The 14,186-nt window shown below is 74.4% G+C and carries 12 protein-coding genes; 4 read left to right on the plus strand and 8 right to left on the minus strand.

What is annotated here, in order from left to right; translation table 11 throughout:
• Positions 1 to 39: 39 nt before the first annotated feature.
• The 4 genes from ACLQ2R_RS26360 to ACLQ2R_RS26375 form a co-directional block, all read right to left on the minus strand.
• A complete protein-coding gene (locus ACLQ2R_RS26360; protein ID WP_425963289.1) occupies positions 40 to 3,615 on the minus strand; it encodes an amino acid adenylation domain-containing protein in 3,576 nt (1,191 codons plus the stop codon).
• A gap of 95 nt (positions 3,616 to 3,710) precedes the next feature.
• Positions 3,711 to 4,739 carry a FecCD family ABC transporter permease gene (locus ACLQ2R_RS26365; RefSeq protein ID WP_425963291.1) on the minus strand — a complete coding sequence of 343 codons (1,029 nt, stop codon included), beginning with the start codon at positions 4,737 to 4,739 and terminating at the stop codon, positions 3,711 to 3,713.
• Positions 4,736 to 5,785, minus strand: a complete 1,050-nt coding sequence (locus tag ACLQ2R_RS26370; RefSeq protein ID WP_425963292.1) for a FecCD family ABC transporter permease — start codon at positions 5,783 to 5,785, stop codon at positions 4,736 to 4,738. The genes ACLQ2R_RS26365 and ACLQ2R_RS26370 overlap by 4 nt, the downstream gene beginning before the upstream one ends.
• A 179-nt stretch (positions 5,786 to 5,964) precedes the next feature.
• Positions 5,965 to 7,572 (minus strand): helix-turn-helix domain-containing protein, encoded by a 1,608-nt coding sequence (locus tag ACLQ2R_RS26375; RefSeq protein WP_425963294.1) that lies wholly within the window; start codon positions 7,570 to 7,572, stop codon positions 5,965 to 5,967.
• A 246-nt stretch (positions 7,573 to 7,818) separates the two neighbouring features.
• Between ACLQ2R_RS26375 and ACLQ2R_RS26380 the strand changes: the two genes are divergently transcribed.
• Positions 7,819 to 8,409 (plus strand): cation:proton antiporter, encoded by a 591-nt coding sequence (locus ACLQ2R_RS26380; protein WP_425963295.1) that lies wholly within the window; start codon positions 7,819 to 7,821, stop codon positions 8,407 to 8,409.
• 53 nt (positions 8,410 to 8,462) lie between these two features.
• Positions 8,463 to 8,900 carry a cation:proton antiporter gene (locus ACLQ2R_RS26385; protein ID WP_425963296.1) on the plus strand — a complete coding sequence of 146 codons (438 nt, stop codon included), beginning with the start codon at positions 8,463 to 8,465 and terminating at the stop codon, positions 8,898 to 8,900.
• Between the two features lie 66 nt (positions 8,901 to 8,966).
• On the opposite strand, the gene ACLQ2R_RS26390 is transcribed toward ACLQ2R_RS26385, so the two are convergent.
• A complete protein-coding gene (locus ACLQ2R_RS26390) occupies positions 8,967 to 9,788 on the minus strand; it encodes an SRPBCC family protein (RefSeq protein ID WP_425963297.1) in 822 nt (273 codons plus the stop codon).
• On the minus strand, positions 9,785 to 10,573 hold the full coding sequence (locus ACLQ2R_RS26395; protein WP_425963298.1) for a helix-turn-helix domain-containing protein: 789 nt from the start codon (positions 10,571 to 10,573) through the stop codon (positions 9,785 to 9,787). The genes ACLQ2R_RS26390 and ACLQ2R_RS26395 overlap by 4 nt, the downstream gene beginning before the upstream one ends.
• A 52-nt stretch (positions 10,574 to 10,625) precedes the next feature.
• Here ACLQ2R_RS26395 and ACLQ2R_RS26400 point away from each other — a divergent pair, with 52 nt between their 5' ends.
• Complete coding sequence (locus tag ACLQ2R_RS26400) at positions 10,626 to 11,195, plus strand: hypothetical protein (protein WP_425963299.1); 570 nt, start codon at positions 10,626 to 10,628, stop codon at positions 11,193 to 11,195.
• A 191-nt stretch (positions 11,196 to 11,386) separates the two neighbouring features.
• Here ACLQ2R_RS26400 and ACLQ2R_RS26405 read toward each other — a convergent pair whose 3' ends face one another.
• Complete coding sequence (locus ACLQ2R_RS26405; RefSeq protein ID WP_425963300.1) at positions 11,387 to 11,797, minus strand: RidA family protein; 411 nt, start codon at positions 11,795 to 11,797, stop codon at positions 11,387 to 11,389.
• Between the two features lie 187 nt (positions 11,798 to 11,984).
• On the minus strand, positions 11,985 to 12,857 hold the full coding sequence (locus tag ACLQ2R_RS26410; RefSeq protein WP_425963301.1) for a TetR family transcriptional regulator: 873 nt from the start codon (positions 12,855 to 12,857) through the stop codon (positions 11,985 to 11,987).
• A gap of 95 nt (positions 12,858 to 12,952) precedes the next feature.
• Between ACLQ2R_RS26410 and ACLQ2R_RS26415 the strand changes: the two genes are divergently transcribed.
• Entirely contained in the window at positions 12,953 to 14,170 is a 1,218-nt protein-coding gene (locus tag ACLQ2R_RS26415; RefSeq protein ID WP_425963303.1) for an FAD-dependent monooxygenase, read from the plus strand.
• Positions 14,171 to 14,186: the final 16 nt, after the last annotated feature.

Here is a 14,186-nt window from a genome sequence, read left to right on the forward strand (position 1 = left end):
CTCACCCGGCGATCCCGGGAGCGGCGGGACCGGCCGGGTCTACCGGGGCCCGCCCGTCTCCAGGCGTTCGTCGATCTCCTCCTCGGACATGGCCTCCACCGCGAGCCAGATCTCCGCGACCGCCTCCAGCCTGCCGGGGGTCTCCTCCGTCTCGGTGAACCGGTGGGCGACACGTGACACGGTCCGCTCGGTGAACAGCGCCCGCAGCGGCAACGACGAGGCGTCGAGCGCCTCGCGCGACCGGGCGACGACCGTGGTGGCCAGCACCGAGTCCCCGCCGAGCGCGAAGATGTCGTCGTGCGCGCCGACCCTCGGCACGCCGAGCACCTGGCCGACGATCCGGGCGAGCACCCGTTCCAGCGCGGTGCCCGGCGCGGTGTAGGGGACGCCCGCCTGTCCCGCGGCCTCGGCGACCAGGGCGGTGAGCGCCTTGCGGTCCACCTTGCCGTTGGCGGTGAGCGGCACCTCCGGCACCGGCACCAGCAGGTCGGGGATCATGTGCGGGGGCAGCAGCTCCCGCAGGTGCGCGAGCAACTCCCCGACCGTCCCCGGCTCCCCCGGCTCCCCCGGCTCCCCGGACGCGCCCGGCCTCCCGGCCTCCCCGATCTCCCCGGCCCGCGCGGTCTCCCCGGACTCGTCCGGCTCGCCGGTGAGCACCACCGCGGCGGCCAGCCGCGCGCCGGCGAGCAGGCCGACGGCCCTGCCGACCCGGGGGTGGCTCTCCAGCGCCGCCTCGACCTCGCCGAGCTCGATCCGGAAACCGCGGACCTTCACCTGGTGGTCGCGCCGCCCGAGGAACTCCAGCGTCCCGTCCGGCCGGTACCGTGCCAGGTCCCCGGTCCGGTACCAGCGGGTGCCCTCGTGGACGACGAAGCGGTCGGCGGTACGCGCGGCGTCACCGGCGTAGCCGTCCGCGACGCCCGCGCCGCCGATCCACAGCTCGCCCTGCGCCCAGTCGGGGCGGTCGCGCCCGAGCTCGTCCACGACCCGGCAGGCCACCCCGCGCAGCGGCACGCCGTAGGGGACCGACGTCCAGTCGGCGGGCACCTCGCCGTCGACCTCCAGCACGGTCGAGTGGATGGCCGTCTCGGTCGTGCCGCCGAGCGCGGCGAACCTGCACCCGGGGGCGCGTTCCCGCAGCAGCGCGGGCAGGTGCGTGCCGACCCGGTCACCGCCGAGCAGCACCAGCCGCAGGCTCGGCACCGGCCCGGTCTCCAGCAGCATCTCCAGCACCGAGGGCACGCAGTTCAGCACGGTCACCGACCGGCGCCCGGCCAGCTCGGCCCAGCGGGCGGCGTCGCGCCGCTCCTCCTGGTCCGGCAGGACCACGGCGCCCCCGGCCGACCAGAGCGCGAACAGGTCGAACACCGACAGGTCGAAGTCGAGCGCCGAGACGGCGAGCGAGACGTCCTGCTCGCCGATCGAGAACCGCTCGACCAGGTCGCCGATCGTGTTCATCGCGGCCCCGTGCGAGACCTCGACGCCCTTGGGCTCGCCGGTGGAGCCCGAGGTGAACAGCACGTAGCCGACGCGGTCCGGGGCGACGGCCACCGGCTCGCCGAACGGCGCGGGGTGCGTCACGGCCGCCGCCAGCGACGCCGGGGTGAGCGAGACCGCGACCCCGGCCGCCGTGAGGATCCGCGCGCGGCGCGCGGCGGGCTGCCCGGACCCCACCGGGACGTACGCCGCGCCGGCGGCCAGCACGCCGAGCACCGCGACGGCCTGGCCGGGCCCCTTGGGCAGCTCGACCGCGACGCGGTCGCCGGGCCGTACACCCTCGTCCCTCAGGTGGGCGGCGACGCGCAGGGCGCGGTCGGCGAGCTCGCCGTAGGTGAGCGTGCCGTCGTCGCCCCAGTGCAGCGCCGCGCGGCCGGGGGTGGCGCGCGCCCGCTCGAAGAATCCCCGGTGCAGCGTCGTGGCGGGGGGCGGCGGCTGGGCGTTGAGCCGGTGGCGCAGGCGCAGCCGGTCGGGCGAGGGGCCGATCCGCAGGGGTTCGTCCCAGTCCGCGTCGGGCGCGCCCAGCCGGGTGATCGCGCCGGTGTAGGCGGCGAACATCGCGTCGGCGACCCCCTCGGGGAAGGCCGGGTCGCGTACGTCCCAGTTGAGCAGCAGCCCGCCGGAGACCTCGGTCACCTGGGCGTCCAGCAGGACCTGCGGTCCCTGGGAGACGATCCACCCCGGTTCGCCGAAGGCGCGCCTGGCCCGGTCGCCGAACAGCTCGCCGAGGTTGAGCGCGCTGGTGTAGACGATCGGCGCGAGCACCTGCTCGCCGCGCGAGCGCGACAGGTCCCGCAACACCTCCAGGCCGGAGTAGTCGCTGTGCTCGCCGGCCGTGTGCAGCAGCGCCTGCAGCTCGCGGGCGCGTTCGGTGAACGGCAGCTCCCGCGACAGGTCCGCCTCCAGCAGGACGGAGCCGGTGAAGTCGCCGACCAGGGCGTCCACGTCGGGGTGGATCGGCTCGCGGTTGAACAGCGGCAGGTTCAGCAGGAAGCGCGGCGTCGCCGACCAGGCGCCCATGACCTCGGCGAAGACGGCGGCCAGCGCCATGGCCGGGGTGACGCCCTCGCGGTGCGCGCGGGCGATCAGCCGCCGCCTGTCGTCGCGGGCCAGCCAGTGGTGCTTGCGGACGACCAGGTCGCCGGGCTGCGCGACGACCGGCAGCTCGGGCGGCCCGGACAGCTCGCCGAGCCGCCCGGCCCACCAGCGCCGGTCGCGCTCGCGGGCCTGCGCGCGCGGGTCGGCCGCCAGGTAGCGCGCGTAGCCGAACGCGATCGGCGGAAGGCTCTCGCCCTCGTACAGCGCGGCGAGGTCGGCCAGCAGCGTGCGGTAGCTCATCGCGTCGGCGGCGACCATGTCGACGTCCAGGTGCAGGCGGGCCTCGCCGGACGGCAGCAGGCTCAGCCTGGCGTCGAACACCCGGCCCGTCTCGATGGGGAGCCGCTGGGTGGACATCTCCGCGCGTACCCGCTCCAGCTCGGCCCCGGGGTCGGGGGCGGCGCGCAGGTCGTGCACGGTGACGGCCGGTCCCGGGCGCTCCGGCAGGACGAGCTGGGTCCCGTCGTCGCGGATCGCGACGCGCAGCATCGGGTGCCGTTCGACGAGCGCGACGACGGCCCGCTCCAGGCGCCCGGGGTCGATCGTGCGGCCGTCGAGCTCCACGTAGAGGTGCGCGGCGACGGAGCCGAGCGACTGGCCGGAGTCGCGGCCGATCCAGTAGGCGTGCTGCATGAGCGCCAGCGGGAAGGGCCCGTCCGGCTCCGCCCCGTCCGCCTCACGGCCGTGCTCCGCCGTCGCGTCCGGGCCGGCGCCCGAGGCCACGGACGGGACACCGTCCAGAGGTGCGTCGGGAACGTCGGGGGCCTCGCCCGTACCGGGGGAGCCGTCGTCGGCCGGGGAGAGGGCGCCGCGTTCGGCGAGCAGTTCCCACCATTCGGCCAGCGTGGGCCGCCGCGCGAGTTCGGCGAAACCGACCTCGACACCGAGGCGTCGCAGGCGACCGGTCAGCCCCATCAACTGGATCGAGTCCATGCCCAGCTCGATGAGGTTCTCGTGCGCCTCCACCGGCTCCCCGAGCAGTTCTGTCAGCGAATCGCGAAGTTCTTCCCTGGTCAGCACAGAGCTCCCCTTTGGATCAGGTAAGGCTAACCTAATTTAGGTGCTCCGGAGCGTCAACGCCTGCCCGCACGGGAGATCCGAAGATCCTCTCCCGCTCACGCCCTCCCCCTGGCCCCCTCGGTCGACAGCAGCCAGACCAGGTAGACGCCACCCAGCACACCGGTGACCACGCCGACCGGGAGCGGGATCGGCAGGCGCAGCGTCACCAGGTCGCTGACGACCAGCAGCGCCGCTCCCATCAGCGCGGCCGGCACGGGCTGCGTCCCCGGAAGGCCGGTGAGCCGGCGCGCCAGTTGCGGCGCGGCCAGCGCGACGAACGGGACCGGCCCCACCGCCGCCGTCGCCACCGCCACCAGGCCCACGCCGGTCACCACCAGGGCGGCCCTGGTCCGCTGGACCGGCACCCCCAGCGCCAGCGCGGCGTCGTCGCCGAGCTCCCCCATGCGCAGCCGCCGCCCGAACGCCAGCGCGACCGGCGCCAGCACCGCCACGCCCGCGGCCAGCGGCCACGCGTGCTGCCAGTTCCTGCCGTTCAGGCTGCCGGTGAGCCAGAACGCCGCCTCGTACGCCTCGCGCAGCTCGGCGCGGGTGATGAGGTAGGCGTTGAACGATTCGAGCATCGCCGCCGCGGCGACCCCGACCAGGACCAGCCGGTAGCCGTGCACCCCGCCCCGGTAGGCGACCAGGTAGACGGCGAGCGCGGTCAGCACCGCGCCCAGCATGGAACTGGCCGCGATGGCGGCGGTCCCGCCGCCGATGACGAGGATCTGCAGCAGCGCGCCGGTGGCCGACCCCGTGGTGAACCCGATCAGGTCGGGACTGCCGAGCGGGTTGCGCGTGATGCTCTGGAAGATCGCCCCGCTCAGGCCGAGGGCGATCCCGGCCAGCAGGCCGGTGACGGCCCTGGGCAGCCGGAGGTTCAGCACGATGAACTCCGTGGCCCGGTCCCCCTGACCGGTCAGCGCCCCCAGCACCTCGGCGACGGAGAGCGGGAAGTCGCCGGTGCCGACCACGACCACCGCCGCCCCCAGCGCGATCGCGGCCAGCAGGACGCAGACCGCCACCGACCGGGGCCGCCACCTCAGCGAGAACGTCCCGGCGCGCAGGACACGGCTCGCGCTCACAGCTGGGGCACCCTTCCGCGGCGGACCATCATCGCCAGCAGGGGGGCACCCAGGAAGGCGGTGACCAGGCCCGTCTCCAGCTCCCCTGGCGCGGCGACCACGCGGCCGAGGATGTCGGCCCACAGCAGCAGCACCGGCGCCAGCAGCAGCGAGTACGGCAGCACCCAGCGCTGGTCGGGTCCCACCAGCGCCCGGACCGTGAACGGCACCGCCAGCCCGAGGAACATGATCGGCCCTGCCGCCGCGGTGGCGGCACCGCACAGCACCACCACGGCCAGCGCGCCCAGCGCGCGGGTCCTGCCGGGCCGCGCGCCCAGCGCCCGCCCGGTGTCCTCCCCCAGCGCCAGCGCGTTGAGCGGGCGGGCCAGCAGGAGCGCCAGCACCGTACCGGCCAGCAGGAACGGGCCGATCCTGAGGAAGACCTCCAGGTCGCGCCCGGAGAGCGAGCCGACCTGCCAGAACCGGAAGCCCCCGAAGCTGCGCGGGCTGAGCAGCATCAGTCCCGCCGTCAGGGAGCTGAACACCGCGTTGATGCCGGCTCCGGCGAGCACCAGCCGGGCGGGGGAGGCGCCGGAACGGCCGCGCGTGCCGATCGCGTACACCAGTGCCGCCGCTCCGGCCGCCCCGAGGAACGCCGCCCACACGTAGACGAGGACGTCGTCCGCCCGGAACAGGGCGATCACCGTCACGACGGCCACCGCGGCGCCCCCGTTGACGCCGAGCAGGCCGGGCTCGGCCAGGGGGTTGCGGGTCAGCGCCTGCATGAGCGCGCCCGCCAGGCCGAGCGCCATGCCGACGCCCACGCCCAGCAGGGTACGCGGCAGCCGCAACTGCTGGACGATCAGCGCGTTCTCCGAGCCGTCCGGGGCGAACACGCCGGCCAGCGCCTCGCCGGGCGGGATCTGCTTGGCGCCGATCACGATGCTCGCCAGCACGGTGAGCAGCAGCAGGAGGCCGAGCAGGCCCAGACCGGCGGGCCGGTCGGGAATGCAGGCGCTCTTCGCGGGGGGCGGCACGGCGGGAGAGGACACGACGGGGGGAGGCACGCGCTTCAAGTTAGCCCAACCTAAGAGACGTGGCGACGGACATCCCGCCCCGCCGCCGCGTCGTTCACCCCGTCCCCGTCCCCTGCCCCGCCGTTCATCCCGTCCCCGGCTCCGCGACCCTCGCCTCGCTCAGGGCTCGGGGCTCGGGTACGGCGTTCGCCTCCGGTCCACCGCGGCGTTCACCTCACCCCCGGCTCCGCCGTCGCGCCGAGGCCCACCGGGATCGCCGGGCCCGACGCCACGTACCGCGCCGTGACCGGTGACGTCTCGGGACGCGCCGCGACACCGATGATCTTCAGTGCCCTGAGGTAGGCGTTCCTCTGCCCCTCCGGTGATCCGGCCCGTCCCCACAGGTCGCCGATCTCCCGCCAGAGCCGCGCCGCCTCACGGTCGACGGCCGAGGCCGCCGGAGCTGCGGAGTCCCGGCGTCCAGGGGAACCGGCGTCCACGAGGGAATCGGCGAACGCGGTGGGATCGGCGTCCGCGAGGGAGTCGGCGGACGTCGCGGGGTCGTCGAGCAGCCGCTCCGCCTCCGCCAGTGCCGGGCGGGCGTCTTTGGAGCGTGCCAGGTCGATCTCCGCCAGCGTCACGTACGCCATGGCCGGCACGGTGCCGTGTGCGCCGGCGAGCATGCCGAGCGCGCGTTCCACCAGGGCGGCGACATCGTCCACCGGATCGGCGAGCCCCGCCCGGTCCGTACGGCCCGCCCCGCCGAGACCGTGGAGGACACCGTCGAGCCCGTCGAGCCCGTCGAGCCCGTTCGGGACGCTCGGGACGCTCGTGTCCGAGGTGTTCGCCCCGTGGGCGCGCAGCCGCACGCGGGAGAGGACGATCAGGCCGCGGGCGTGCTCGGCCGTTTCCGGCGACAGGTGGGCGAGGGCCTCGGCGGCCGAGGCCGCGAGCTCCCCGGCCCGTGCCAGGTCGGCGTCCCCCGGCCGCGCGGCGGCGAGCCACGCCCAGCGCAGCGCGCCGTTCACGTAGCGGGTGGCCGCCCGCGCCGACCTTCCCGCGGCGAGCGCGTCCTCCGCGAGCACCAGGGCGAGCATGGAGTCCTCCCCCGCCGCGGCCAGGCTCGCCCGCCACAGTTCGAGGATCTCCCGGTGCGGATCGGCGGCGTCGGGAGCCCCGGACGCCGTCAGCACGTGCTCCACGTAGGGGAGGTCGATCTCCGTCTCGGCGAGCACCTCGGCCAGGGCGAGGGCCAGATCCCCCCGGTCCAGCCCGAGCCGGGACGCCAGGGCGAGAGCGTCGGCCCCGAGGTCCCGCGCGCGCAGCGTGTCGCCCGCGCGGTGGTAGCAGCGGCAGAGCGCGACGACGAGCGGGAGGTCGGCGAGGCGTTCGGGGTGCGTCGCGGCCTCCCTGCGGAGCCGCTCGTAGGCCTCGACCGCCTCCGCCGTACGGCCCTGCGCCTCCAGCGCGCGGGCCTGGCCGAACCGCGCCTGCGCGGCGAGCGCGGCGCCGTCGTTGTCCACGGCCTTGATCACGGCGGCGAAGCGGCCCGATGCCAGGGCCGGGTCGCCGTGGAGCAGTTCGAGCTCGGCGTGGCGCAGGGCGAGCCCGGTGTCGACGCGCTGGTGAGGCTCGATGCCGTGGAGCAGGAACTCCACGGTGCAGCCGAGCCGCTCGGCGAGCAGGCGCGTGACGACCGGCGTGGGCGTCCGCTTCCCGGACTCGATGAGCGAGACGTAGCTGTCCGACAGGTCCGGCCCGGCCAGCTGCGCCTGCGACATGTGCTTGTTCACCCGCAGACCGCGGATACGGTCACCGACGGTTCCTTGACCGGCCATCACCGGAGCCGTTCCGCCGGGGGCACGATGAGATCCACGTCCCACTCCTTACGCACGGTTTACTGTCAATTACAGTAGATCGTACTGCTGTTCCTGCCCGTCAGGGTCGTGAGGGTGGACAGTTTTGGACGCTCACCCCTGGTTTCCGCTGAATCGTCACCATGCCGAAACATCACCGGAACATCTCAGCGGAACGGCACCCCGCCGGTAAGCCCTCTCTTGGCCCCTGAGCAGACATCAAGTGGCATGAGGTGCCTCCTCTGCCACCTCGGGTACCTCTTCTATCGTCCTTGTGACGTCAAAGGAGAACGAGGCGGCACGGCCGCCGGGGTCAGTGTCGGCGGCCTCGTCATCCCGCTGGGCCTCGGCATGGGCGCCGGCTTCCTGCTGCCCGGGACACTGATCCCGGAAGGCACCGACACCCTGGTCCTCGCCCTGTTCCTGGGGGTGGCGATGCGCGTCAGCGCGATCCCGGTCATCGCCAAGACCCTGATGGACATGAGGCTGCTGCACCGCGACATCGGCCAGCTCACGCTGACCGCCGGCATGATCGACGACGCCTTCGGCTGGTTCATGCCGTCGATCGTGAGCGCGATGGCGGTCGACGCGGTGTCCACCGGCACGGTGCTGACCTCCCTCGCCTACCTCGTCGCCGTCATCGTGTTCGCGCCCACCCTCGGCCGCCCGCTGGTCAGGCACACGATGCGGATCGCCGCCACGTCCGACGAGGCCGGTCCCACCGTCGCCTCGGCGGCCGTCCTCATCGTGCTCGCCGGCGCCGGGACCCACACCCTGGGCCTTGAGGCGGTCTTCGGCGCGTTCATCTGCGGATCCTGATCGGCACCACGGGCAGGGTCGACCCGTCCAAGCTCGCCCCGCTGCGCACGGTCGTGCTCTCGGGGTTCGCGCCGATCTTCTTCGCCACGGCGGGGCTGCGGATGGACCTCACCGCGCTGGTCAGGCTGGAGGTGCTGCTCGCCGGGCTCGCCGTCCTGGCCATCGCGATCATCGGCAAGTTCGTCGGCGCCTACGCCGGGGCACGGCTGAGCGGGCTCGGCAAGTGGGAGGCGCTCGCGCTGGGCGCCGGGCTCAACGCCCGTGGCGTGATCGAGGTGGTGGTCGCCATGGTCGGCCTGCGGCCGGGGATCCTCAGCGTGGAGGCGTACACGATCGTGATCCTCGTGGCGATCGTGACCTCCCTGACGGCCCCGCCGATCCTGCGGTTCGCCATGGCCAGGGTGGAGCAGACCTCCGAGGAGGAGATCCGCGAGTCCCGGCACCGGGCGTGGACCACGGAGCCGGTGGGCGGTGCCGAACCGCCCCTCTGACCTGTCCCGGAGTCACGATCGGCCGCCGGCGGGCCGGGGGAACCGGCCCGCCGCGGCCTTTCCGGCCTACCCGTCCGAGCCGGGATCGTGAACGGCGGGCCCGTCCGAGCCGGGATCGTGCGGGACGGAATCGTCCGTGGCGGAATCGTCCGTGGCGGGATCGTCCTTCCCCTCGACCGGCGCGGGCGCGGGGAAGGTCCTCCCCCACCAGGCGCTCCAGCGGGATTCGAGGTCGGCGAACGCCGCCTCGCCGAGCCCGTACGTGGTGAGCACCATCATGCCGGCGCCGTCCGGGTTGGTGAGCGAGGGCGGGAGCTCGGCGACGACCAGCAGGCCGTCCCCCCAGCCCTCGACGGTGAGCCCGATCTGGTGGGCCGAGCGGAACCACACCTCGCCGCGCAGCGGCTCGCCGGCGGGACCGGTCACCTCGTACGCCCCGGGGTCCGCCCCGGCCACCGCAGCGAGACCGGCGGCCTCCAGCACCGGCGTGGTCGCGGCTCCCGAGAGGAAGACCGTGCGCCGGTCGGCGCCGGGGTGGCGCTCCAGGGCGAACGCGAGCTGGTGCACGAAGGTGACCCAGCCCTCGTTGATGTCGTCGTAGTAGGCGTCCCACTGCGGATCGCCACCGCGGGGGGCGCGGGTCAGCCGCAGGCGCGTCCGGTCGCCCAGATCGGTGAGCTCGAACACGTCGTTGCTCTGGAGCTCCAGCCGGTACTCGCCGGCCGACTCGACGGCGCCCTTGCGGTAGATGACGTCGATCTCCTCGTCGAGCCCGTCGAAGTGCCAGCCGTGCCAGCGCCGGATCAGGTCGGGATCGCGCAGGGCGTCCCAGACCTCGCCGACGGGCGCGGTGATGGTGACGTCGACGACGAACGGTTCGTCGGTCATTCGGGTGCCTCCGGGGTCGGGGTCGCCGGGGCCGCTGCCCCGGGAAGAGGGTCGGTCGCCGGTTCTCCGTGAACCGGGGTTTTCCTGCCCGCCGGGGCCGGATGGCCACCGGCGACGAGGCGGTAGGGCCGCCCGCCGGGAGTGTCGAAGCGTTCCGCGACGCGGGCCAGGGCCTCGGCGAGCGCCTCGGCGAAGTCGTGCACGTCGCCGGGCTCGGCGAAGCGCACCCGCGCCTCCAGCGTGAACGTCAGCAGCCGGACGCCCTGCCGGTCGGCGGCGTCGGCCATCCGGGTGACGTCGCGTACGGTGTCCGCGGCCGCCTCGACGAGATGCTCGGCCGCGTAGCGGTCGGCGACGCGGCGGAACTCCTCGTCGGTCTCGGCGGCGACCTCGGCCTCGATCCGGGCCGCGCCGGCCCCGCCGCCTTCGCCGCCCGCACCGGCCGCGTCGCTCCCTCGGCCGGTCTCCGCCGCCCCGGTGCTGCCGGTGCTCTCCTCCGGTGCGGCGAGCACGCCGGGATCGACGAGGAACGCCTTGGCGGTGACGCGCATGACGCGCTCGACGAAGCCGCGCCGTGGACGTTCCTCCACCAGCTCGATCAGCCCGGCCTCCTCCAGCACCCTGAGGTGGTAGCCGACCCGCTGCCGTGGCAGCCCGAGATCGGCGGCGAGACCGACCGCCGAGGCGGGCTCACGCAGGCGCCCGAGAAGGCGGCGGCGGATCGGGGTGAGTGCCAGACGCAGACGATCGGGCTCGTCCATGAGCGTCATCTCGGTCGCGGGCATGTCCCCATGAGACCATTGGACAAATTAATCTGTCAAATAGAGGGGGGGAACGATGAGCTCCGGGATCACGACAGGCATCACGACAGGCATCACGACCGGGATCGCCGCCTGGGCGCGGGCGCGGCCCCCCGGGACGGGCGGCACCCGCGTCCTGGCCGTCGAGGGGCGGTCGGGGTCGGGCAAGTCCACCCTCGCCACCGCCGTCGCCGCCGAGCTGGGTGCTCCCGTCGTGCGGATGGACGACCTCTACCCCGGCTGGGACGGCCTGCTGGACGGGGTCGACGCGCTGGTCGAATGGGTGCTGCGGCCGTTGGGCCTGGGTCGTCCCGCGCGGTGGAGGCGCTACGACTGGGCGGCGGGCGGCTACGCCGAGTGGCACGAGGTGCCGCGCGCCGGGATCCTCGTCCTCGACGGCACCGGCTCCGGAGCCCTGGCCGCCGCGCCGTACCTGAGCGGCCTGGTGTGGCTGGAGGCCCCCGGCGAGGTGCGCAGGACCCGCGCGCTCGCGCGGGACGGCGACCTCTACGCGCCCCACTGGGAGCGCTGGGCCGCCCAGGAGGAGAGGTTCCACGCCCGCGACGACGTCCGGGGCAGGGCGGACCTGACGGTCGTCACCGGCTGAGCCGCCGTCGCGCGTTCACGCAGAAGCGGTCGCGCCTTCACGCAGAAGCGGTCGCGCGTTCACGCAGGAGCGGTCGCACCTTCACGCAGGAGCGGGAGCCGGGGCCGGACGGTCACGTGGCGGACGGTCGCGGGGGGGGGACGGTCGCGGGGGGGACGCCCTCTCCCCGCCCGGCGGTGGCACCGGGACGGTCAGCCGCGCGGGACGGCGGCGATGCCCTCGACCTCGATGAGGAGCCCGGGGGCGGCGAGCGCGGCGACCACGATCAGCGAGTGCGCGGGCCAGTCGCCCTCCGGGAACCACCGGGCGAACACCTCCCCCTGCGCCGCGCGCGCCCCCGCCAGGTGCTCCGTTCCGGAGAGCATGGTGAACAGCTTGACCAGGTGCTCGGGCCCGGCGTCCGCGGCGCGCAGCAGGCTCTCGATGTTGGCGAAGACCTGCCGCGCCTGGGACTCGGCGTCCGTTCCCGCGAGGGTGCCGTCCTCCATGACGCCGACCTGGCCGGATATGACCAGCAGCTCGTGGCCTGCGGGCACGGCCGCCAGGTGGCTGTACCGGCCGAGCGGGGCGGCCGGACCGGAGGGGTTCCAGCGGCGGATCATCGGTTCTCCTCATCGTCTGCCGGCGCGCGTCACGGCGCGGTGGTGCACTCCGGGTTCACGTCCCGGCCGGTCCCCCGGACGGCGACGCCGTCCCGAAGCGGCGCCACAACACTAGACCCGGCCCGGCGGGAACCCCCCTCGTCACCCGCCCGCCTCCGTCTCAAAATGTGTCTCAAAACATGTCTCATTATTCTGAGGGCGGTGACAGGTAACGGTAGAGCGTGGCGCGGGAGACGCCGAGGGCGGCGGCGATCTCGGCCATGGTGTGCGAGCCGCCCGCGTCCATCCGCCTGGCCAGTTCGACCATGTCGGGCGTCATCGCACCGGGCCTGCCGCTCCTGTGCCGCCGCGCCGGCGCGCCCGACGCGGGAGCGGCGGACGGGCCGGGCAGGTCGGACGGGCGAGTCGGGCCGGGCGGATCGGGCAGGGCGGGCGGGCGGGCTTCGGCGGGCACCTCCGGCGGACCGTGCGGCCCGTCCCCCGGGGACGCTCCAGATGCGCCGGTCTCCCCGGACTCCGGGAACCCCTCGGCGAACAGGCGGCGCACGCCCGCCAGCACCTCCCTGCGGAGCGCCCCGCCCGGGGTGTCGGCCAGCAGGATCACCGGGTCGCTGAGCATGGCGATGGCCTGGGCCGCCCGTACCCGCTCGCGCAGGTCCGGGTCGGGGCCCGAGACGAGCCGGTTGGCCTCGGTCATGACGGCCACGAACCGCTGGAACGCCGAATCCTGCGCGAACAGGGCGACGTCCCTGAGGATCATGCGCAGCGAACCCCGGTGGGCCAGGTAGACGTCCACCAGGTTCTCCATCAGCGCCCACCGGTCCCGGCCGGGGTCCGGCGGGCCGGTCACGGCGATCGCCGCCTCCAGGTCCCGCAGGAGCGGTTCGGCGAGCGCGTCCAGGATGTCGGCCTTGGCGGGGAAGTGGTACAGGACCGCCGTCTTGGTGAGGTCCAGCCGCTCGGCGATCTCCCGGAGGGAGGTGCGCTGATAGCCGTTCGCGGCGAACAGCGCGCGTGCGGTCTCCAGGATCCTCGCGCGGGTTCCGGGTTCGTCGTTCACGGCCCCCACCCTAGCGCGCTTGCCTAACCGGTGGTCAGTAGCCTACGGTCATCTTACTGACCGCTGGTCAGTCACGGATGAACCTGGAGGGTGTCATGACGGCCAGGAACCGGAACGTGCTGATCTCGGGGGCGAGCGTCGCGGGCCCGACGCTGGCGTACTGGCTGGCCCGCCACGGGTTCCGGCCCGTGGTGGTCGAGCGCGCCGCGGGGCCGCGCGAGGGCGGCTACCCGATCGACGTGATCGGCCCGGCGACGGAGGTCGCACGCCGGATGGGCGTCCTGCCGCGCGTGCGGCAGGCCCGGGTGGAGATGAAGGGGCTGTCGTTCGTGGACCGCTCCGGCAGGAGCAGGGCGAGGGTCGCCACGGGGAGGTTCGCCGCCCCCGGCATCGAGCTGCCCCGCGGTGACCTGGTGAGAATCCTGTACGAGGCCACCGCCGACGACGTGGAGTACGTCTTCGGCGACTCCGTCAGCACGCTCGAACAGGACGGCGACGGGGTGAACGTCACCTTCGAGCGCGGTGGAGCCCGCCGCTTCGACCTGGTGGTCGGCGCCGACGGCCTGCACTCTCTCACCCGCGCCCTGGCCATGGGCGAGGAGAGGCGCTTCCTGCGTCACCTGGACCACTACGTCGCCGCCGCGGACGTGAGCAAGGACATGGGCGTGGACGACGAGGTGCTGCTGTACAACGAGCCCGGCAGGATGGCCGGCGTCTACAGCTATCTCGACCGGGCGACGGCGATCTTCGTCTTCCGCCACCCCGAGCTGGACGGTGCCGACCGGCGTGACGCCGCCCTGCACGGGCGGGTTCTCACCGAGGCGTTCGCGGGTGACGGCTGGCGGGTGCCGGAGTTGCTCGCGCGGGTGACCGCCGCGCCCGACTTCTACTTCGACTCGGTGAGCCAGATCCGGATGGACCGCTGGTCGGCCGGGCGCGTCACGCTGGCCGGGGACGCCGCCCACTGCCCGGCGCTGCTGTCCGGGCACGGCACGACGCTGGCGATGACGGGGGCATACGTGCTGGCCGGCGAGCTGTACGCCGCCGGAGGCGACTATCGGACGGCGTTCGCCCGCTACGAGGAGCGGCACCGCGGGGCCGTCGAACGCGGGCAGGCGAAGATCGCCGAGGGGGCGGGGCGGCTGGTCCCGGGCAGCGCCTCGGCCATCCGCACCAGGAACCTGCTGAGCCGGTTCTGGATGCTGCCGGCCGTCGCGAGCCGGATCGGGAGCCTGCTGCCCCGCCGGGCCCCGGTCCTCGACGACTACGGCTCAGGCGTCCCCGCCACTCCCCCGGCCGCCCGCCCCGCCTGAACCCGTTCCGCGGAAC

The organism is Streptosporangium sp. DT93, from assembly GCF_049844535.1.
Lineage (GTDB): Bacteria > Actinomycetota > Actinomycetes > Streptosporangiales > Streptosporangiaceae > Streptosporangium.